This window comes from Corynebacterium sp. HMSC074H12, from assembly GCF_001813755.1.
Taxonomy (GTDB): Bacteria; Actinomycetota; Actinomycetes; order Mycobacteriales; family Mycobacteriaceae; genus Corynebacterium; species Corynebacterium hiratae.
The window spans coordinates 24,731-45,057 of the sequence record NZ_KV813875.1 but is presented as its reverse complement, the minus strand read 5'-3'; the positions used below and the strand labels follow the sequence as shown (position 1 = coordinate 45,057).

Below are 20,327 nucleotides of genomic sequence, written 5' to 3'. Positions count from 1 at the left end.
GCTAGCCTTATGACTCGCGTCGCTGCTGTCGACTGCGGAACCAACTCCATCCGCCTGCTCATCAGTGAGATCCAAGAGGATGGCAAGATTCGGGATATCTCCCGCACGATGGAGATCGTCCGCCTCGGACAGGGCGTCGACGCCACCGGTGAATTCGAGCCGGAAGCACTCGCACGGACTCGTGCGGCCCTCGAAGAATACGTCAAGCAGATGAAGTTTGAGAAGGTTGAGCGCGTGCGGATGGTGGCAACCTCGGCAACGCGTGATGCCAAAAACCACCGCGAGTTCTTCGATATGACCGAGGAGCTTCTTAGTCAGGTCCAGCCGGGTGCCCGCGCGGAGATCATTTCCGGGGAGGAGGAAGCACTGCTGTCCTTCACCGGTGCGGTGGGGGACCTGCGCTCTGAGAAGGGGCCCTACTGTGTCATCGACTTGGGCGGCGGTTCGACGGAGTTCGTCGTTGGGACAATCGACGGCGAGATTCTCGGCTCCCACTCTGCGCAGATGGGGTGCGTGCGACTCACTGAGCGCATGATGCGCAACGATCCGCCTACCGAAGCAGAAATAGAGATCGCTACTGATTACGTCGCTGAACGCATGGCTGAAGTGGAAAAGATCGTGCCCATCGACAAAGCCCAAACCTTTGTCGGCTGCGCCGGTACCTTCACGACGCTCTCGGCGCTGGCTCAGGGCATGGAACGCTACGATGCTGACTCCATCCACGGATCCGAGCTGCGCTTCGACGCTCTGCGGGTACTCACCCGGCAGATGATCGGTTTGTCCTCGGACGTGAGGGCCCTCAACCCCGTCATCCACCCGGGCCGCGCCGATGTCATCGGCGGCGGCTGCGTGGCCGTGGAGGGCATCATGACGATGATTGAGCGCAACAGTGATGCTCGTTCCTTCTTCATCAGTGAGAAGGACATCCTCGATGGCATCATTAGCGGCCTTGTCGCAAACTAAGCGAACTAGGCCGGTACCGTCCCGCGGACCGGCACAGTTCTACGGTTGCCGACCCTATTTTCGGCATGTGTCCACCCGTGCCCTAAGATAAGTGGGCACGGTTTGGCCCCCATAGCCCAATCGGCAGAGGCAGTCGACTTAAAATCGATTCAGTGTGGGTTCGAGTCCCACTGGGGGCACCATGACCAGCGGAAATGCTGGAAAAATTGGAGCAAAAAGTGAAAACCCTCTAAAAACCCTCTAAAAAATCGCTAGACAACACAGTTTTGCTGGAACTGTGTCTCTGACTCACAAGCCCCTAGCGGTACCGCCCCTGCATTCGGGCCGTGCTTTCAGCGTCGGGATCGGTTGTTGTGATGCGGGGTTTGTCTACTGATAGATGGAGCCGTCTGGGTCGGCAGCTCGGACTATATCTTCTACTGCGGAGCACAGGTCTGGGTCATCAATGTATCCGTCTTGGCAGCCGTGGTAAGTCTGGATTTCGCCCGAGGTTGGGTTACGGGCGCCATTATCTGCAGTGCCGTATCCACATGTTGCCGCCGGGCCGACGCATTCCTCAGTTTCTTCTAGTCCGGCCTGGCCCTCATTTTCGAGGTACTGCTCGCCGCCTCGGGTGTCGAAACACCATTGAGAGTAAGAGACTGTGCCATCTGACCATCGTGCTGGGCCAGGGGTGCCCTCAAGGCATTCCACGACGGTGGGTTCCGCGGGTACTTGTTCTACTGCTACAGGAGCGTCGGATGCGGGAAGTTCTGGGTCAGGTTGTGCCTCTTCCACGTGGGACTCTGGTTCCGTGGATGTGGAGGCGTCTGCGGGGGAGGTACTGGACGGGCTTGTGCTTGGTGGCGCCTCGTCGGGCCCAGTTTCGTTGTTGCTAGTACTCGTTGGGCTTGGTTCAGGTGCGGGCCCGGTGCTGCAACTGCCGAGGGCAAAAGCAATAGCAGCAACCGCAAGGCTAAATTTCTTCATGCTGCTTGCCGCCTTCCATTGAAGTGATAGTGAATGAAAAGAACCCTAGCCTCTTCGTAGCGTCCTTGGACGAGGAGCGGGGAGAAGACCTCACAGTCCTTAGCCAAGGACACAGTGTGCTACCGCAGTGCAGCGGTGCTTCCCGACGTTTCGTTGGCACGTGTGGACAATTTTGCGAATTTTGGGATTTTTGGGAACTTCCTAGCAATGGGGCACGTTGATCCCAGTGAAATGACAAACACGGCACCCCCTCCGGGGCTGCTTTTAGAGAAAGACTGTGAAAGGAATCGGGATTCGCGTGCGTTCTAGTAACCCCGTGATGAGTTCCCTCTCGTCCAGCCAAAGCCAGACCCAGGGTAATCCCTACGGGCAGAGTGACAATCCATTCAGCCAAGAAAACCGCAGCGCTGATCGTCCGCTGACGGTTGATGATGTCGTGACCAAGACTGGCATCACCTTGGGCGTCATTATCGTTATGGCCGTACTCAACTTCGCTATTGGTGAGTTGATCAACCCGGGCATCTCAATGATTCTTACCTTGGTTGGTGCGCTGGGCGGTTTCGTTACTGTTCTGGTCTCAACGTTTGGTAAGAAGTTCGGATCTGCTGCGGTGACGTTAATCTACGCAGTGTTTGAAGGCCTTTTCGTGGGCGGATTCTCGCTCATGTTTGCCGGCGTATCCTTCGGTAACTCCGATGGTATGGCGCTTATCGGCCAGGCCATCATGGGCACCGTTGGCGTATTTATCGGCATGCTGATGGTCTACAAGACCGGTGCAGTCAAGGTCACCCCGAAGTTCAACAAGATCATGTTCGGCCTCATCGCCGGCGTGGCTGTGATGGCGCTGGGCAACTTACTGGGAGCTATCTTCTTCGGCTTTAACCCGCTGCGTGATGGCGGCATGCTTGCCATCATCTTCTCCTTGGTCTGTATCGTTCTGGCCTCCCTGTCCTTCATGACGGACTTCGATCAGGCTGACCGTCTCATCCGCCAGGGCGCTCCGGCTCAGTATGCTTGGGGCATCGCTCTCGGCTTGGCTGTGACCCTGGTCTGGCTCTACACCGAGATTCTCCGTCTGCTGAGCTACTTCAGGGACTAGCCTCGGCACCGCCTTTAAGAACCGGCGGCCGGCACCCACAACGACTTCTGGGTGCCGGCCGCCGGTTTTCTATGTCCAGTTCGCTTGCAACTACAACCCCCGTGGGGAAGCAAGGCGCTCAGTGCTGCGCGATAGGTGGCGATGTCCTAGGCATGAGAAGAGTGCCTTCCCCATTGTTAGTACACGTGTGCCAGGGGTCTTGCGATTATTTGTGTGCCTCAATTGGCAATTTCTCACCTTGCCAGGCGGGGCGCGAAGAGAAAGAAACAAGCCTTGCAAAAAGTGCAAATCGGCGAGAAGATGCCGTTGTCTTGGGAGAAATGTTCGATCACCCAAGTCGGAAAAACGGATGGAGAATCCCGTCCACGGTGTTCCGGAGTGAACTTTGGCAGCAGTACGGCGTGTGGCCTGGATTCACTTTCTACGACTGGTTGCCACCCTTCTCCATGGAAGTTATACAAGGTCATAGGTGGTTTTATGGACACTTGCGTGGATGAATCTGGTACTTACTTCCGAAACGCGTGATGGGGTCGTGCCTGCAGGGTGAAAAACGACAATCGAATGTTAACAGTGTTGTAATTAGGGGGCACCTGCATGGTCATAATCGGCAGCGCAGGCACAAGAGTCTCACGGCGCGCACTCACAATTTTTACAGGCGACGACCAGCACCTATTTATGAACCTTTTATTACTCGCATCTAATACATCATTATTTGCAACCCATTGAAAATGGACTATGTGGGGTTGGCGCGACATATTGCGCATTCTCGTGCATTCTGGTCGCAGAAGCCGTTCGCTGAGCTTGGCTCTGGCGAGAGGCTTCTGATAGTCAGAAAAGTTGGTTGAAGGGAAACCATGAAGCGAATCGGGGGCCTTGCGTTGGTGGCGGTTTGTATAGGGGTGCTTTCAAACTGCGCAGCTCCGCTGGGCCTTAGTGCTCGCGACAATGGTAATAACTCGGGGGGCTTTAGCAACTTTTCTGGCGACATGTCCGGCGGTGGCTCAGTGGACTCGGGGGTCGCTGAAGCCACCGCCACGAAGGTGCGAGAGTCTCAAGCTTCAAGCAGTGAGTCTCGTGCGGGCGGTGGGGTACTACCGCCACTTGGTGAATTTGATCGTACGGAGCCTGGCTTCCAGGTGTTTGATCCATGTACCGCGGAGGCTCAATCTGCTTTTAGAAATTTGGGACTACTTTTCACGGGTGAAATCAATCGGGAGACTGGTTTTCGATCTTGTCGTTTTGAGGCCCTGGAACGTGATGGAAGCAAAGCCAGTGTGAGCATAGAATCTAGGGATTACTCGGTTACTGAGATTCGATCCGCTTTTCCTAATGGAACCGAGGCTGAGCTAGGAGGCGGAGAAGCAATCTACTTGGTTGAAGAATCGCTTATCGCGAATGCAACGTGTACGGGGTATGTGGAGACAGTCGAAGGTTCAATCTCATTATCTTGGACTAATTTGTCTAGCGCTAATTCGATAAAGGGCAACTGTAAAAACGTTGAAAGGGTAATACGCGCCGTCATCTAATTAGATGGGGGCTCGGGGGTGAATGATGATTATTAATCAAGGAAATTTAAATCAACAAGTTGAAGCAATCCATAACTTTGATCGAAATCTGTCTCTTGCTAAGGAGCGGGCACATAGCCCCCTTGACGGAGGATTCTCTCCAGTTACTGGCTTAAGCGAAGTCGGCGCAATCCACCAACGCGTGCTGGCAACCGACCCGGGGTCGGCGCGTAATTCCTTGGAGGGGTTTAGGGGACAGGTTTCTTGGCTCGGGGAGGCGCTCCAGACCGAGCTTGCCGGCTTCGAATCACAGGATGAGCTCAACAGCAGAGGGCTGGATGTCGCAGACGCCGGTGGCGGGGGCGCGGCGGAGGCGATGCCGATCGTGTCGCAACCAGATCCGGGATACAGCCCATTTGGGTTTACGGTTCCGATCGTTGACACCGGTGCATCAATCATGGGCCTGGCATCCAACTTGTTCAGCACCCGTTTCTGGGATGTCTCGGAAGCGAATGCGCGGTGGGGAGCCTTGAGCGGAGAAGTCGCCGATATCGTTGCGGGGCTGGAGAACTCGGCCGCGTCCTTGGAGGCGGAGAATGATAGCGAAGCCACCACGCGAGCGGCCCAGAAGATTCGTGAAGTTGCGAAGGCGGGCACACACTTCATTGCCAATGCGGACGTGATGCAACAAAAGCTGTTCGGCTTCCAAGCGCAGCTGATGAATGTGCAGCCAGAGGCAATCGCCTTGGCCTTCGAGGTAGCAGCAATTCCAGATCCCGTTGCACGCGAGGCCGCAGAACAGGCAGCGTTGGGATATATGCAGGGCGTGCTTCAACAGCAGGTTATTGCCGCCATGCCCTATCAGCACGCGCTCATGGATGCGGCACCACCCAGCGGTGGTGGGGATGTCAGTACCCAATTCGGCGCGGTCGCAGGTGATGGATCCCGCTACACTACGGAAGGCGTTGCCTGGCCGCAGCAGATTGCTGAGGCGATGGAAAGCGGCGCCGTCGGGCCAGGTTCCTTCGGCGTTGCAGACGGTGAAATCCAGGGGCTTGAAAGCGTTGGAATGGATGCTGGTGACATCGCGAAGTTTCATAGCGCATTGCATGATCGTGGACGCACGATCCTCAGCGAGTTGGGTTTCGGAGATTCGTTGGCACCCGTTAGTGCGGCGGACGTGAACACGTCGGCCGCGAGCGCAGGCGTAGGAACACTGAACCCGTCTCATGCTGGTATTCCGGGGACGTCGGCAACTCAGATTGGCGCGCCGAACATTGGTGCTGGTTTGAGCGGGCTAGGAGGTCTGGGCAGCGGTGTCGGTGGGCAGGGGCTTGGCGCCGTTGGCTTGGCGAATGCCCGCGGCAACGCGCTGCCTGGGGGCGTTGCTGGACTCGGCGGCCGAGGGCTGGGCCGATTACCGGAGATGTCGGCGAATCCGACGACTGCAGCGGCGGGGCTGGGCGGCTTCGGTACTGCGCCCAGCGGACCGCAGACGGGTACGCATCCGGTTGTCGGTGGGCTCCCCGGGGCCGTAGCGGGGAGTGGACTGCAGAGGGACGGAAGGGCGTCGCTAAGCGGAGGCAGTATGGCCGGAGGCGGAGTGATCGGCGGCACTGGTGGTGTTGGCGGCGTCGGCGCCGGCAGCGCCGGTGGTGTCGGTAACGCTGGCGGTACAAACAGTGTCGTAGGTGCCGCTGGGGGAGCGGGCGCCGCGAAGGCTGGCGGCGGACAAACCCGCGGCGCGGGGATGCGGATGATGCCCATGATGGGCGGCGCAGCCCGCGGCGGTGAAAGCGAAAAGAGGATCAAATCCGTCACAACGCAGGTTGAGCGCGATCCGAACCGCCGAGATCTCCTCGGTGAAGCGCCCGCGGTGCTGCCCGGGGTCATCGGCGAGTGGGCCCGGGAAGAAAACTAGGGGACTGGGGGTGAGGGATTTTCTCATAACCTCATAACGCTGAAAGCGGCGCCCGAATATCGGGACGCCGCTTTCGCTCTAAGCTGACGGTGAGTCTACTGCTGAACCGGAGCGGTGGTGTACTCGGCCGGAGCAACCTCGGTCTCAGCCGTGGCTTCAGTCTCAGCCGTTGCTGCGGTGGACTCGGATGCACCAGCACCCGGCGCCTCACCGGTGAAGGTGGCACCGGTGTCGACCTTCTCAGTGGAATCCTGCTCGCTCGGCGGGTGGCAAGCAGCCAGGGTGAGTCCAGCGGAGACAACCAGACCAGCGGCAGCGAAACGAGTGAACTTCTTCATGTGATAAAACTCTTTCTCAGAAAAACGATGACCTAAGAGCAGTATAAATTAGGACTTGCGCGGAGTTGCGGCCTTTGCGGAATCATAAGGTGCCGCGGAGACCACGGTCACCGACAAGGTCTTGCCGTTCGGCGCGGTGTACTCGCGGGTTTCGCCCTCAGCAGCACCCAGGAGGGCAGCACCCAGCGGGGACTGCTCGGAGTAGGTCTCCAGATCCTTGTTATCCGATGCCGCAGCGCGGGTACCGATAAGGAAGGTCTCGCGGTCTTCCTTGTCACCGTTGTAGTAGACATGGACGACAGAACCGATGTGGGCAACGCCTTCCTGGACGGCGGTGCGCTCGGTGGTGGAGTTAGCCAGAACCTCGGAGATCTGCTTGATGCGGGCCTCTTCCTGGTCCTGCATTTCGCGGGCGGCGTCGTAACCCGCGTTCTCCTTCAAGTCACCTTCCTCGCGGCGCTCATTAATCTCGGCGGCGACGACCGGGCGGTGGTCGATGAGGGCCTGCAGCTCGGCCTCGAGCTTGGCCTTGGTTTCCGGGGTGATGTACTGCTTCTGCTGCTCAGCCATAGTGCAACCTTCCGTTGACGGTTCCTGATGAACGGTTTTATTTCTTAAAGACTGGGCCTAAAAGCGCAGGTGGCGCGGCCCATTCAGAACGCTCAACATACTAGCATAGCTGGGCTTTTACTCGGCGTTTGCCTCACCCGCAGAATCCATGGTGCTGATATCGAGGTAGGAGGGGATATTTCCGGAGCAGCCGTAGACGCCACCGGCGACGGCAGGGTGATTGGTAGGGATGTCCACGGCGACGCGCTGGGCGGCTTCGCCGCCAGCCGGCACGGCAATTTCGCGGCGGCCCACCTCTGCCTTGGAATAGTCAAAAGCCTGCACGATGCAATAGGCAGGCTCCTCCACGCGGTTGCGGGTGATGTCTACCCACACGCGGGCGGTATCGTCGGAAAGAATCTCGTGGGTGACATAGGAGATGTCCGCGTTAATTTTCTGTTGGCTGCGCACGTACTGCACGCCAAAGACGACGGCCGCCACCAGCATGCCCAGGAAAATCAGGACTAGGGCCCGATTGGTCCAGGATTTCCCCGTGCGAGCAGAGGAGGACGAGGAACCGTAGCGAGACCGTGCGCGTGCGGAGCGAGAAGCAGGTTGGGCGTCAGACATGAGTCTGATTCTATCCAACGGTCGCTACGAAGTTACTATCCACTAGACTGGGCCTCTGTTTAAAGAAGCGATGTAGGGAGATGTATCACCCAGTGAGCACAAAGCGCCTTTTGGCTATTCACGCGCACCCTGACGATGAATCCTCGAAGGGTGCTGCGACGACCGCGAAGTATGCCGCGGAGGGAGCGGAAGTCCTCGTCGTGACCTGCACCGGCGGTGAGCGGGGGGATATCATCAACCCAGCCATGGACCGTCCCGGCGTCCTCGAGAACATGGGCAGTATTCGTCGTGAAGAAATGGCGAAGGCCGCCGCCGCCTTGGGAGTACAGCACCGGTGGCTCGGGCACGTGGACTCGGGCCTTCCGGGTAATCCGCTGGCCCCCAATATCAAGGACCTGCTGCCTGAGGGCTGCTTTGCTCTCAAAGAAGATGATGATGTGGCCCAAGAACTCGTGGAGATCATTCGGGAGTTCCGCCCCCAAGTCATCATTACTTATGACGAAAACGGCGGCTACCCGCACCCGGATCACCTCATGGTCTACCGTGCTTCTATGTTGGCGTGGGAGAAGGCGGGCGATGCCGCCTACCACCCAGAATTGGGAGAGCCGTGGGAGCCGCAGAAGCTCTACTACACGCACGGTTTCGTGTACCAGAGGATGAAGATCTTTCACGACCTCCTAGTAGAAGAGGGAAAGATTAGCCCCTATGAGCCGATGCTGGCGCGCTGGGACACCGCTTTTGGTGACATCATGGCGCGCGTGACCACGCAGGTAGAGTGCGCGGATTACTTCCAAAACCGGGAGGACGCCCTGCGCGCGCACGCCACCCAAATCGATCCGGCTGGTGCTTTCCTCGCTACGCCCGTCGCCGTGCAGCAGGAGCATTGGCCAACGGAGGAGTTCGAGTTGGCCAAGACCCGTGTCTCGTCCTCACTGCCAGAGGACGACCTATTTGCGGGAATCCCGGAAGTAGGGGAATCTTAAAGTATGAACGCTTTGTACTTCGCGGCGCATGACGTCGCCCTGCTCGCCCAAGGGAGCCAAAGCGGCCCGGTGGGACCGGAGTTCGGTAAGGCCTCGCCCATTGGTTTGCTGATCCTCGTTCTCATGGGAGTGGCCGTCCTTTTTGCAGGCTGGAACTTTCACCGCCGCTATTCGCGCTTCCGCCGCCGCACCATGTTCGCGCAGGATCATGGCATCGATCCTTTTGATGATGAGGCGGTCGATGCGGCAATGAAGGAAGCCGGCATCCTCGATAACAGCAAGAAGTCCATCTTTTAACGCAGAGGACGTTTCTCCACCGTGAAGTTCCTAAGCCAGCTCCTATACCCCCTGTATGAGGCGCGCCTAACGCGTGAGATTAAAAACAAACCGCAACCACGCCACGTGGCAATCATGGCGGATGGCAATCGCCGCTGGGCGCGCGAGGCGGGCTTTACGGATATCAGCCACGGCCACCGGCAAGGCGCGCGGAAGATCAGTGAGATGATTTCGTGGTGCCAAGGCACCGACATCGAAGTCGTCACTATCTACTTGCTGTCGACGGAAAACTTGAAGCGCAGCGAGCAAGAAGTGCAATTGCTCTTCGACATCATTTCGGATGTCGTCACGCACCTCTCCCAGGGTGACTTGGATTGTCAGATCCGCCTGGTCGGGCACTTAGATCTGCTCCCCGAACAGGTCACAGCCAAGATGCAGAGTGCGGCTGAGGCTACCGAGGATCACCAAGGTGTCATCGTCAATATTGCGGTGGGCTACGGCGGGCGCCAAGAAATTGTGGATGCCGTACAGAACTTGATCCGTAGTGAAGCACGCAAGGGGCTGAGCGCTGAGGAGATCGCGGAGAACGTGACTGCAGAGGCCATCACGGGCAACCTCTACACCAAAGGGTTGCCGGATCCCGACCTCGTCATCCGTACCTCCGGTGAGCAGCGGCTGTCCGGGTTCCTTCTGTGGCAGGCAGCCTATTCCGAGATTTGGTTCACGGATACCTACTGGCCAGCATTTCGCCGGGTGGATTTCCTGCGTGCCTTGCGCGACTATTCTCAGCGCTCGCGCCGCTTTGGGCGCTAACCGGGATACGCTGCCTAGAGCTTGCGCATCCTGACCTGTTCCACCAAATGGTGTGAGCCTTTGCGCAGGACCAGGGAAGCGCGCACCCGGGTGGGCAGAATATTCTCAATGAGGTTGGGCAGGTTGATGGACTGCCAGATTTCGCGTGCCTGTGCGTAGGCTTCCTCATCCGTCATGTCCGCGAAGGAAGCGAAGTGCGCGCCCGGCTCGCGGAAGGCAGTGTGCCGGAGCTTGAGGAAGCGGTCGATGTACCACTTCTCAATGTCGTCCACGCGGGCATCGACGTAGACAGAGAAGTCAAAGAGATCTGACACCATGAGGGTTGGCCCGGTCTGCAGGACGTTGAGGCCTTCCAGGATGAGGATGTCCGGTTGCCGGACCTCTTGGAATTCATCGGGGACGATGTCATAGGACACGTGTGAATACAGCGGTGCGGTAACCAGTGGTTTGCCGGATTTAACGTCGGTAACAAATCGCATGAGCGCGCGGCGGTCATAAGACTCCGGATAGCCCTTGCGCTGCATTAGCCCGTGCTCTTTGAGGTAGGCGGTGGGGTAGAGGAAACCATCGGTGGTGACGAGGTCGACCTTCGGGTGGGAATCCCAGCGTTCCAAGAGCACTTGGAGCAAGCGCGCCGTCGTCGATTTACCCACGGCGACGGAGCCGGCGACGCCGATGACGAAAGGCACGTGCGTCGGTGGGTTACCCAAAAAGGCCTCGGTGGCGGCGGTGAGTTTCTGGCGGGCCTCAACCTGCATGTGAATAAGACGGGATAACGGCAGATAGACCTCAGCCACCTCAGTGAGGTCGATGCGGTCACCGATGCCACGAAGTTTTTCCACCTCGGTCGCCGTTAGCACCTGTGGCATGGATTTACGCAGGGCACGCCACGTATCGCGGTCAAAATCGAGGTACGGGCTCGCATCGGTCATTCGCGCCATGCCGACTATTGTTCCACTCGGCTGGGCGCCTGTGGCAATCGCCCCGAATGAAAAGATTCTCGGAGGCCCCCACGCGGGGGATGCGGGCGTTAGGATGTAGAACTAGCTTCGGCGATTGCAGAGCCGGTGGTGTCGTGCCGCGGGCTGGCGCCGCGGGCTTTATTGACCATCTCTACGAAGGGACATCACGCTTTCATGACCACTACGAACAATTCAGACGTGCGCTACCAGGAGATGCGCGATCTCGACCCCGAGGTCTTTGCTGCTATTAACGGTGAGATTGCTCGTCAGCGCGATACCCTCGAGATGATCGCGTCGGAAAACTTCGTCCCCCGCGCGGTGCTGCAGGCGCAGGGCTCTGTTCTGACCAACAAGTATGCCGAGGGCTACCCGGGGCGCCGCTACTACGGCGGCTGCGAGCACGTTGACATCGTAGAAGATCTGGCTCGTGATCGTGCCAAGGCGCTTTTCGGCGCTGATTTTGCCAACGTCCAGCCCCACTCCGGCGCCCAGGCCAATGCCGCTGTGCTGGCGTCGCTGATCCAGCCGGGTGACAAGATCATGGGCCTGTCCTTGGCTCATGGTGGGCACCTGACCCACGGCATGAAGCTCAACTTCTCCGGCAAGCTTTACGACGTTGCCGCGTACGAGGTTGACCCGGAGACCATGCGCCTTGACATGGATAAGGTGCGCGAGCAGGCGCTGGCAGAAAAGCCCCAGGTGATCATCGCTGGTTGGTCCGCTTACCCGCGCACCATTGATTTCGAGGCTTTCCGCTCCATCGCGGATGAGGTCGGCGCGTACCTGTGGACGGATATGGCGCACTTCGCTGGCCTCGTGGCCGCCGGTCTGCACCCCTCCCCGGTGCCGCACTCCGATGTCGTGTCTTCCACCGTGCACAAGACGCTGGGCGGCCCTCGTTCCGGTCTCATCCTGGCCAAGCAGGATTTTGCCAAGAAGATCAACTCCAACGTCTTCCCGGGGCAGCAGGGCGGGCCGCTCATGCACGTCATCGCGGCGAAGGCTATCGCGCTGAAGATCGCGGCCACCGAGGAGTTCAAGGAGCGCCAGGAGCGAACCCTGGAAGGTGCTCGCATTCTGGCTGAGCGCCTGACCGCCGAGGATTGCACCAAGGCGGGCGTCGACGTCCTCACTGGCGGCACCGACGTGCATCTTGTCCTAGCGGACCTGCGCAACTCCGAGCTCGATGGCCAGCAGGCGGAGGACCTCCTCCACGAGGTCGGCATCACCGTGAACCGCAATGCGGTGCCGAACGATCCGCGCCCGCCGATGGTCACCTCCGGCCTGCGCATTGGTACCCCGGCCCTGGCTACCCGCGGCCTCGACACGGCGGCCTTCACCGAGGTTGCCGACGTTATCGGTACTGCACTGGCAAACGGCAAGAACGCGGACGTCGCTAAGCTGCGCGCCCGCGTTGAGAAGGTCGCCGCGGACTTCCCGCTCTACGACGGCCTTGAGGACTGGAAGCTGGTCTAAGCTTCCTTGCGCTCTTCAGCGTGGGCTTTCCGGGCGGCTTCGAGCCACTCGGGCATCGCGCTGAGGAGCTCTTTAATTTCCGCGGTGGTGAGAGGGCGGTCCATCTCGTTCTTCTTCAACGCGGTCACGGAGATTCCCAGCTTTTGTGCCACCACCGGGCGCGGGTGCGGGCCCTCGCGGCGCAGGGTGGCCAGCCATTCCGGCGGGTTCTCCTGCAAGTCGCGCAATTGCGCGTGCGTTACTGCATTGGCTTGAAACTCCTCCGGGGCGGCCGGCAGGTAGATGCCCAGCTTTTTAGCTGCGGTTTGCGCGCGCATGGCGGTACCGGAAGGCTGCTGGGTTTCGTTGGCTGGGGTTTCATTATTCGGGGTATCAGTCACGCTCACCACGCTAGCAGCACCGTAGTATGAGGTGCATGCTCCGCCTTGTCTTTTGCACTGGTACAGAACCCGGTAAATGGTTTCGCCGCTACCGTGACTCGCATTCTCTCGAGTCCCTGGTGACCGCCGACGCCGATGATGCGATGGCGGCTCTTCTTGCCCAGGAAGCTGACCTTGCTCTGACCCGCCTGCCAGATCTACGGGTCGATGACAGCTTCCATGTGGTTCGGCTGTACGAGGAAGCGCCTGGGATCGCAGTTCCGAAGGATTCCGTGTACGCCGAGGTAGGGGAGGACATTACACCGGAGGATGTCGCCGAAGAGATCGTGAATTACCGGATTGCGCAGGATGGCAGCGTCGACGTCCCTGCCCTGCGTACCGCTCTCCAAGTTGTGGCAGCCAACGTGGGCGTGGCCATCGCACCTCGACCGCTGCTGAAGGTGCTCAGCAAGAAGCAAGTCGTGGCACTGGGCTTGGAGGATCCCACTGTTGCGCGCACGGAGATCGCTTTGGTGTGGCGCCGAGCAGACGATGGTGACGAGATTCAGGATTTCGTCGGCGTGGCGAAGGGAAGGACGCGGAATTCTTCCCGCAATGTTGCTGAGAAGCGCAGTGCCCGTGACAAAGCAAAGGCTAAACAAGCACGCAGAAAGTCGCAAGGAAAGTCTCACAAGGGCTCGATTTCCAAACCGTTATCGAAAAGATATAGGGGGTCTCAGCAGCGGAAACGTAGATAAGGAAGGCTCTTTGTTGTCAAATCATAGGTGCATCGGTGGCGGGGCGGCCGCGGCCGAGCCTACGGTGGACTTTGTTCTCAACAAAAGTACTTAGAACAGTGCTCAACAAAAGAGAAAGGTTTAGATAATGAAGAAGATGACTCGTCGTTTCGCTGCTGGTATCGCCGCTGCGACCCTTTCCCTGGGTGTCGTTGCCTGCTCCGATGCTGAGGACGCCGCTAAGGATGCTGGCGACGCTGCACAGTCCGCCGCGTCCGATGCTACCGATGCTGCCGGTTCCGCTGCTAATGAGGCTAAGGACTCCATGAAGGACTCCGAGTCCGCTGAGGCTTCCGATTCCGAGGGCGCTGACTCCTCTGAGGCGGAGTCTTCCGATTCGGGTTCCGCTGATTCTGAGGGTGCCGAGGGTGATAAGGAGAGCGTCTCCACCGCTAACGGTGATGTAGAGGTCCCTGCCGACTTTGCGCAGGCCATCAAGGACAAGGCCGCCGAGTGGGGCGATCCGGAGTCCATCGAGTCCACCGATGCCGGTAGCGTTGCTACCTTCGCCAAGGACAAGCTGCTGGCATTCAGCGAGGGAGATGGCTCCCAGCCGATCATCGGCAAGATCGCTGAGACTTGGACCGAGGAAGGCGGCTTGGACAGCAAGGTTGGTCTGCCGACCGCCCCGGAGAAGGCTGAGGGCAACGGCTGGGTACAGGAATTCGCCAACGGCACCATTTCCTGGATGCAGGGTGAGTCCGGCGAGTACGAGGCCACCATTAACTAAGAGGGCTCACAATAGAGCCAGCTTTCTAAGAAATGCTCCGCACTGTAAAACCAGTGCGGAGCATTTCTTTGTGGTTTGTGAGGGAGCGAGCCGACTGGTGGGGATGGTGTGGCTCTGGGGATTGTCGTTTTAATACTGTTCATCTTGCACCCATGTAATTTCAACCTTTGCTCTCTAGCGTGGACGGTGTCCGGAGGTTCACAGGGACGTCCGGACAGTTCGAAAAACCACCAGCTTCACCATGCCCACCCAGGTCGTTGAGTTGGGGCGGGCATAACAAGGGAGAACCCTGCCGCTATGACCAATCCTTCCGTCCTGACCGAGCAGCCGCACGAGGCCGCTGTGGTTACCAAGACCTATGTCATCGATACCTCCGTCCTTCTCTCCGACCCTTGGGCGTTGCGTAAATTCGCAGAGCACGATGTGGTGCTGCCCATCGTCGTTATCTCTGAGTTGGAAGGAAAACGTCATCACCCGGAGCTTGGCTGGTTCGCCCGCCAAGCTCTTCGCTTTTTGGAGGACCTCCGCGCTACCTATGAGGCGCTGGATCAGCCTCTTCCCGTCAACGCCGCGGGCGGAACGCTGCGCGTGGAGCTGAATCACCAGGATCAGTCCTTGCTGCCAGCGGCCTTCCGTGGGCCGGAGGGAGACCACCGAATCCTGGCCTGCGCGCTCAACCTGCAGCACGAGGGCAAGGACACCGTCCTGGTGACCAAGGATGTTCCGCTGCGCGTTAAGGCGGGCGCCGTGGGCCTGCAGGCAGATGAGTACCACGCGCAGGACGTTGTGCTCACGGGATACACCGGTATGGCTACGGTGCAGACCACCGCGGAGGTCATCGATGAGCTCTATGGGGAAGGCGAGGTGCTTATCGACGGATCAGTGACCACCGCCGGCACCCGCGTCGAGGACCTTCCGGTGCACTGTGGCGTGACGCTGCAGGCAGGCGGGCAATCAGCGCTGGGCCGCATGACGGCCGAGGGCGCAGTGCGCTTGGTACGCGGTGATGCGAATGTCTTTGGTCTCCAGGGGCGCTCGGCTGAGCAGCGGGTAGCTTTGGATCTGCTGCTGGATCCTTCCGTGGGCATCATGTCCATTGGAGGCCGTGCAGGTACCGGTAAGTCTGCGTTGGCCTTGTGCGCCGGTCTAGAAGCTGTGCTGGAGCGTGGGGAACACCGCCGCATCGTGGTTTTCCGCCCGATGTATGCGGTGGGTGGGCAGTCCCTGGGATACCTGCCTGGCTCCGAGAGTGAGAAGATGAACCCGTGGGCGCAGGCGGTCTACGACACGTTGGAGGGTCTCGTATCGGAAAACGTCATGGATGAAGTCCAAGACCGAGGCCTCTTGGAAGTTCTCCCACTGACCCATATCCGCGGCCGCAGCCTGCACGATTCCTTCGTCATCGTCGATGAGGCCCAGTCGTTGGAGCGCAACGTGTTGCTGACTGTCTTGTCTCGCTTGGGGCGCGGATCGCGCGTGGTGCTGACCCATGACGTGGCGCAGCGAGATAACCTGCGCGTGGGCCGGCATGACGGTGTGCAGGCAGTCATTGAAAAGCTCAAAGGGCATGAGCTCTTCGCTCACATCACGTTGCAGCGCTCTGAGCGCTCTGCCATTGCGGAACTTGTCACCGATTTGCTGGAAGGTGAGAACTAACTCGTTCGCGAATGGCGATCTTGTAGGGGTCTGCTTGGCATTGGTCGTGCGTGCTCAGTAATAATTGTCCTATGAGCGACAACGCGAAAGACAAGAAGAAGGATTTCCGCATCCGTCCATTCACTGCGGCGGACTACCCGCAAATGCGCGAAATCTACGAGCAGGGCCTCAACACCGGCCACGCTACCTACGAGACCCGGTCGCTGACCTTCGAGGAGTTTAAGAACGTCAAGATCATGTCGTCAGTCTTCGTTGCGGTGGAGGCGGACGATGACTCGAAGGTTCTCGGCTGGGTCTGCGCTGCGCAAGCGTCTACCCGCACCGTGTTCCACGGCGTGGTGGAGGATTCCATTTACCTGAGCAAAGAGGCCCAGGGCCGCGGTATTGGCGGCGCCTTGTTGGATCAGCTCATCGAGGTATGCCGTGACCTGCACAAGTGGGCCATCCACTCATGGATCTTCCCGGAGAACGAAGGTTCTGCCGGGCTGCACAAGTCCCGCGGCTTCGTCAAGGTGGGCACCTACTCCCACATGGCAAAGATGACCTACGGCGAGCTCGCCGGCCAGTGGCGCGATACCGATGTATACGAGTTGCTTCTGCCTAAGCCGGAGGAAAAGAAGGCAGCAGCCAACGAGAAGAGGAAGTAATTATCTCACTTTTCTAATATCAGGGCAGGAGTGGGGATAGAATAGAACCTGTTCTCATCCACTCTCTATCGAAGGCGAATCATGTCTTTCCGCACCTCTGTGCTTGCCCTTTCTACCGCCGTAGCCGTGTCGACCGGTGCTTTTGTAGCGCCCGTTGCCACGGCTGCTGAGTTTCCACCTGCTGGCTCCGTTCCTGTAGCAGAGCTCAACGTTAACTATCCCGATGGCGCTCTGGCATATGTCTTTGCCGAGCCGGTCATGCAATCCGACATTGACTTGGTTACCCGCCAAGTTCGTCAGCTGCGCGGCAAGGCTTGGGATGCGAATCTTCCCTTCGACGGTGCAACGCTGCAGCAGGCAGCTGCCGCTGCGGGCTATCACACCCGTGAAGAGTATATGAATGCGATTTCTTGGGATCGTGGCCTTGAGCACGCGGTTTTGCAGCGCGCTGCGGAGGAGAATTTGGATTTCAACCACGAGCGGCTCCCTGGGGTAGGGGCCTTTGGGGTCATCGATAATCTGTTGGCCGGAGAAAATCTCACCACGGCAGACATGCCGGGCGCTATTGCATCGTGGTCGACGGATAGCAACCAAGGCTCCAGTGAGTGGGAACAGCTTGTTCGTGCAAACGGACAAAGGAATCCACAGAATGGCCACTTCTACTCGATCATTGATCCCGTTCACGTAACTTTTGCTCAGGCACAGGTAGGAAAGGTCACCGCAGGCTTCTTCTCCAATCGCGATATGCCGGGTGAACCCGCTCGCATCACCGGCCGCCACGCATTCCCCATCGCTGTGCCGGAAAGTGCAGTCAATGATGCCGAACTGATGACGACTGGAGGCACCTCGGTGGGAAGCCAAGGCAGCCTGGGCTTGAGCATCGATGGATTCTGGGGAGCGAAGCTAGGGGTGCCGGTGGCGTCGCCAAGCTCAAGCGATCCTGAGGTTCTTAAAGTCAACGAGGACGGTACCTACGAGGCTAAGTCGGAGGGAACCGTGACCGTCACCTTTAACACCTATGTGGTGCGCAATGGTCAGCCCCAGTTGTCGGACAACCAAGTCACCAAGATCGTGCAGGTGACCAAGAAGTCTCTTGCTGGAAACCTAAGCTCCGGTGGTGCGGATGCTGGAACCATCGTGGGCATCATTGCCGGCGTGCTCGCTCTCATCGGAATCGCTGCCCAGGTGGCACGCCAGTTGGGAATTCTGCGCTAAGTACTTGGGTATGAAAAATCCTCCCTACGTGAATGGTCGTAGCGAGGATTTTTGTTGTATAGCGGGGACCGACCGCCTAGTCGATGGTCTCCTTGAGGTGCTCCTCCCGCACCGGCAGGATGAGCAGGAGAGCGATGATCGCCATCGGGACCATGAGCAGGATGACCGGGGTGAGGCCGTCATTGTAGGCGTTGAGGATGACGTCGCGGATGGGGTCCGGAAGCTGTGCCACCATCGACGGGGTCAGGTTGGAGGAACCGCCGCCCTCAGCGCTGAACTTTTCCGCAAAGGGCGCGCCAGCCTTGCCCATGGAAGCAATGGCGGCAGGCATGTTGGCGGCCAACTCATCCTTCATGTTGTGGATGAACAGTGAACCCACCAAGGAAGCACCCATAGCTGAACCGATCTGGCGGAAGAAGTTGTTGGCCGCCGTTGCGGTGCCCACCAGCGCCACGGGGAAGGAGTTCTGAACGATGAGAACGAGCACCTGCATAACGAAGCCGAGACCGATGCCGAAGACGAGGAATTCAGCGCCAAGCTGAGTCAGGGAGGTGTCCACAGTCAGCTTCGACATCCAGAACAGAGCGCCTGCCGTAATGGCGAGACCGATGATGGGGTAGCGCTTGTAGTGGCCGGTTCGGGCGATGATGAATCCCACTGTGGTAGAAGTGCCGATCATGCCGAGCATCATCGGGATCATCATGAGTCCCGCCTTGGTTGGCGTCAGGGTATGCACCATCTGCAGGTAGGTCGGCATGTAGCCCAGCACACCGAACATAGCCAGGCCCAGCACCATGCCGGCGGCCGTCGTGAGCACCATGTTGCGGTTCTTAAACAGCAGAACTGGGATTAGAGGCTCCTTGGCCCGCTTCTCGACGAAGACCGTGATAACAGCACCAATCACAACGATGACGGCCAAGGTGAGAATGATGGGATCCGACCACTCATACTGAGTGCCACCCCACGTGGTCATAAGGATGAGCGAGGCGGTCGTGATGGCGATGAAGGTGGCACCCAAGGCATCAAACTTACGCAGATCAGTATCGCCGACGCGCAGGTGCAGAACGAGCGCGCACACGGTCATGGCGAGCAGACCAAGGGGAATATTCATCCACAGACCCCAGCGCCAGCCGGGTCCATCAGTGAACCAGCCGCCAAGGACTGGGCCGAGGACGGAGGACAGGCCGAAAACGCCGCCCATGATGCCCATGAACTTACCGCGCTCACGTGCCGTGGTGACCTCCGCGATGATGGACTGGGAGGAGATCATCATGAATCCAGCGCCGAAGCCCTGAATGGCACGGCCAATAATGAGCAGATTCATCGAATTGGCGAAGCCGCCCACGGCGGACCCGATGACGAAGGTGGCAATTCCGCCGATGTAGAGCCACTTGCGGCCCATCATGTCACCGAGCTTGCCGGAGATGGGCATAGCGATGGTCATGGTGACCAAGAAGGCGGAGATAACCCAGCTCATGTGGTCGACGCCGCCGAGCTCGCCGACGATGGTGGGCAGGGCGGAAGCGAAGATCATCTGCCCCAGGGAGCTCATCAACATGGTGAGCACGAGGGCAGAGAAGACGAGGGCAAGGTTGTTTTCCGGCTTGCCGTTGTCAGCGTGGGACGCCGACGGTTTCGCGGTAGCTACCATGAAAGTCCTTTCGAATAGTTGTTGATGAGCATGAGTGCGGAATCAAAGCGCTGCTCAAAGGGGATGTCGCAGCTGAAGTCTGGGGAGGTGGTGGCCAACCAGAAAGCCTCACGGATGGTGACAGCAATGAGGAGTGCCTCCGTGTGCGGGGAGACATCCGGCATGGTCTTTAACGCTGGCTCCTTCTCCAGCCGCTGGGTGAGTAGCTCAAGGACTTCGTTGGACTTGGCACGCTTTCTACTTAAGGACGCCGCCGCTGCGTCCGCATCGCGGGAGATACGGCGGCGTCGCTCAGCAATCTCCCTGTTGGCGTGCTGTCCAATGAGGTGTTCCTTGATGAGGTCTACGGCCAGCTTGAAGAGGTTCTCCGTGGGGGTTTCGAGCAAATAGCTCTTCTGCTCCTGGGAAAATTCTTGGCTGGGGTTGCCCAGAACAGCTGAGTCCTTGGAATCGAAATAATTAAAGAAAGTACGCCGGGAAATACCGGCCTTCTCACAAATCTCCTCCACCGTGACTGCAGCAAAGCCGTGCTCGTCTACCAAGAGGGTGGCAGCATCCTCTATACGTAGGCGAGTTTTTAGGCGTTTTTGCTCGCGTAATGACAATTCTTCTTGCACAGAGTGCAATCCTACACTCGGTGCAAGTTTGCACCAAGTGCAATGCTGGTGATTCTCATGATGGCGGGACGATCTTTATGGCGCAGCGCACAGGAAAGGAGATAAGAACAGCAACCCCATCCTTCGCGTCCACCGGCAGCGTGGGCTGTGGCTGGTTAAGGCTCGCCGTGA

Annotated in this window: 21 protein-coding genes and 1 tRNA gene; 14 read left to right on the top strand and 8 right to left on the bottom strand. The window is 58.8% G+C overall.

All coding sequences use genetic code 11. The features are described 5' to 3' along the window. Positions 1–9: 9 nt before the first annotated feature. Both HMPREF2932_RS00395 and HMPREF2932_RS00390 read left to right on the top strand, forming a co-directional pair. Positions 10–963: a Ppx/GppA phosphatase family protein gene (locus HMPREF2932_RS00395; RefSeq protein WP_046648325.1), complete on the top strand. Its 954-nt coding sequence runs from the start codon at positions 10–12 to the stop codon at positions 961–963. 105 nt (positions 964–1,068) lie between these two features. Next, positions 1,069–1,145: transfer RNA gene (locus HMPREF2932_RS00390), tRNA-Leu, on the top strand. Positions 1,146–1,332: 187 nt separating this feature from the next. On the opposite strand, the gene HMPREF2932_RS13335 is transcribed toward HMPREF2932_RS00390, so the two are convergent. Further along, positions 1,333–1,740 carry a hypothetical protein gene (locus HMPREF2932_RS13335; RefSeq protein WP_141756271.1) on the bottom strand — a complete coding sequence of 136 codons (408 nt, stop codon included), beginning with the start codon at positions 1,738–1,740 and terminating at the stop codon, positions 1,333–1,335. A 490-nt stretch (positions 1,741–2,230) separates the two neighbouring features. Here HMPREF2932_RS13335 and HMPREF2932_RS00385 point away from each other — a divergent pair, with 490 nt between their 5' ends. The 3 genes from HMPREF2932_RS00385 to HMPREF2932_RS00380 all read left to right on the top strand — a co-directional run bounded on the left by HMPREF2932_RS00385 (position 2,231) and on the right by HMPREF2932_RS00380 (position 6,457). Next, on the top strand, positions 2,231–3,031 hold the full coding sequence (locus tag HMPREF2932_RS00385; RefSeq protein ID WP_046648326.1) for a Bax inhibitor-1/YccA family protein: 801 nt from the start codon (positions 2,231–2,233) through the stop codon (positions 3,029–3,031). Positions 3,032–3,885: 854 nt separating this feature from the next. Further along, positions 3,886–4,557 carry a DUF3558 family protein gene (locus tag HMPREF2932_RS13975; RefSeq protein WP_084738929.1) on the top strand — a complete coding sequence of 224 codons (672 nt, stop codon included), beginning with the start codon at positions 3,886–3,888 and terminating at the stop codon, positions 4,555–4,557. Positions 4,558–4,738: 181 nt separating this feature from the next. Further along, positions 4,739–6,457: a hypothetical protein gene (locus HMPREF2932_RS00380; RefSeq protein WP_246818592.1), complete on the top strand. Its 1,719-nt coding sequence runs from the start codon at positions 4,739–4,741 to the stop codon at positions 6,455–6,457. A 95-nt stretch (positions 6,458–6,552) separates the two neighbouring features. On the opposite strand, the gene HMPREF2932_RS00375 is transcribed toward HMPREF2932_RS00380, so the two are convergent. From HMPREF2932_RS00375 to HMPREF2932_RS00365, 3 genes are all read right to left on the bottom strand, one after another. Further along, entirely contained in the window at positions 6,553–6,795 is a 243-nt protein-coding gene (locus HMPREF2932_RS00375) for a hypothetical protein (protein ID WP_046648328.1), read from the bottom strand. A 48-nt stretch (positions 6,796–6,843) separates the two neighbouring features. Next, complete coding sequence (gene greA / locus HMPREF2932_RS00370; protein WP_046648329.1) at positions 6,844–7,365, bottom strand: transcription elongation factor GreA; 522 nt, start codon at positions 7,363–7,365, stop codon at positions 6,844–6,846. A 117-nt stretch (positions 7,366–7,482) separates the two neighbouring features. Continuing rightward, positions 7,483–7,974, bottom strand: coding sequence for a DUF4307 domain-containing protein (locus tag HMPREF2932_RS00365; RefSeq protein WP_046648330.1), 492 nt, complete (start codon positions 7,972–7,974; stop codon positions 7,483–7,485). 92 nt (positions 7,975–8,066) lie between these two features. On the opposite strand from HMPREF2932_RS00365, the gene mca reads away from it, so the two are divergent. The 3 genes from mca to HMPREF2932_RS00350 are packed head-to-tail and all read left to right on the top strand — an operon-like array spanning position 8,067 to position 10,046. After that, entirely contained in the window at positions 8,067–8,957 is an 891-nt protein-coding gene (gene mca / locus HMPREF2932_RS00360; RefSeq protein ID WP_046648345.1) for a mycothiol conjugate amidase Mca, read from the top strand. A 3-nt stretch (positions 8,958–8,960) separates the two neighbouring features. After that, positions 8,961–9,254, top strand: coding sequence for a hypothetical protein (locus tag HMPREF2932_RS00355; RefSeq protein ID WP_046648331.1), 294 nt, complete (start codon positions 8,961–8,963; stop codon positions 9,252–9,254). A 21-nt stretch (positions 9,255–9,275) separates the two neighbouring features. After that, positions 9,276–10,046 carry an isoprenyl transferase gene (locus tag HMPREF2932_RS00350; protein WP_046648332.1) on the top strand — a complete coding sequence of 257 codons (771 nt, stop codon included), beginning with the start codon at positions 9,276–9,278 and terminating at the stop codon, positions 10,044–10,046. Positions 10,047–10,060: 14 nt separating this feature from the next. Here HMPREF2932_RS00350 and coaA read toward each other — a convergent pair whose 3' ends face one another. Beyond that, the gene (gene coaA / locus HMPREF2932_RS00345; RefSeq protein ID WP_046648333.1) at positions 10,061–10,987 is read right to left on the bottom strand and encodes a type I pantothenate kinase; all 927 of its coding nucleotides are present in this window, start codon (positions 10,985–10,987) and stop codon (positions 10,061–10,063) included. Between the two features lie 195 nt (positions 10,988–11,182). Here coaA and glyA point away from each other — a divergent pair, with 195 nt between their 5' ends. Then, positions 11,183–12,484, top strand: a complete 1,302-nt coding sequence (glyA, locus tag HMPREF2932_RS00340) for a serine hydroxymethyltransferase (RefSeq protein WP_070523952.1) — start codon at positions 11,183–11,185, stop codon at positions 12,482–12,484. Here the strand turns inward: glyA and HMPREF2932_RS00335 are convergent. After that, positions 12,481–12,801 (bottom strand): DUF5997 family protein, encoded by a 321-nt coding sequence (locus HMPREF2932_RS00335; protein ID WP_083299207.1) that lies wholly within the window; start codon positions 12,799–12,801, stop codon positions 12,481–12,483. The genes glyA and HMPREF2932_RS00335 overlap by 4 nt on opposite strands. A 98-nt stretch (positions 12,802–12,899) precedes the next feature. Between HMPREF2932_RS00335 and HMPREF2932_RS00330 the strand changes: the two genes are divergently transcribed. From HMPREF2932_RS00330 to HMPREF2932_RS00310, 5 genes are all read left to right on the top strand, one after another. Further along, positions 12,900–13,601, top strand: coding sequence for a LysR family transcriptional regulator substrate-binding protein (locus HMPREF2932_RS00330; protein ID WP_049155514.1), 702 nt, complete (start codon positions 12,900–12,902; stop codon positions 13,599–13,601). A 127-nt stretch (positions 13,602–13,728) separates the two neighbouring features. Further along, the gene (locus HMPREF2932_RS00325) at positions 13,729–14,370 is read left to right on the top strand and encodes an LGFP repeat-containing protein (protein WP_046648335.1); all 642 of its coding nucleotides are present in this window, start codon (positions 13,729–13,731) and stop codon (positions 14,368–14,370) included. Between the two features lie 297 nt (positions 14,371–14,667). Then, positions 14,668–16,026 (top strand): PhoH family protein, encoded by a 1,359-nt coding sequence (locus HMPREF2932_RS00320; protein WP_046648336.1) that lies wholly within the window; start codon positions 14,668–14,670, stop codon positions 16,024–16,026. Between the two features lie 71 nt (positions 16,027–16,097). Further along, the gene (locus HMPREF2932_RS00315; RefSeq protein WP_046648337.1) at positions 16,098–16,673 is read left to right on the top strand and encodes a GNAT family N-acetyltransferase; all 576 of its coding nucleotides are present in this window, start codon (positions 16,098–16,100) and stop codon (positions 16,671–16,673) included. 81 nt (positions 16,674–16,754) lie between these two features. Beyond that, positions 16,755–17,888 (top strand): hypothetical protein, encoded by a 1,134-nt coding sequence (locus tag HMPREF2932_RS00310; protein WP_071409363.1) that lies wholly within the window; start codon positions 16,755–16,757, stop codon positions 17,886–17,888. Between the two features lie 76 nt (positions 17,889–17,964). Here the strand turns inward: HMPREF2932_RS00310 and HMPREF2932_RS00305 are convergent, their stop codons facing one another. Continuing rightward, positions 17,965–19,539 (bottom strand): MDR family MFS transporter, encoded by a 1,575-nt coding sequence (locus HMPREF2932_RS00305; protein WP_071409362.1) that lies wholly within the window; start codon positions 19,537–19,539, stop codon positions 17,965–17,967. Beyond that, a complete protein-coding gene (locus HMPREF2932_RS00300) occupies positions 19,533–20,156 on the bottom strand; it encodes a TetR/AcrR family transcriptional regulator (protein ID WP_070701636.1) in 624 nt (207 codons plus the stop codon). Before HMPREF2932_RS00300 ends, HMPREF2932_RS00305 begins: the two co-directional genes overlap by 7 nt. Positions 20,157–20,327 lie beyond the last annotated feature (171 nt).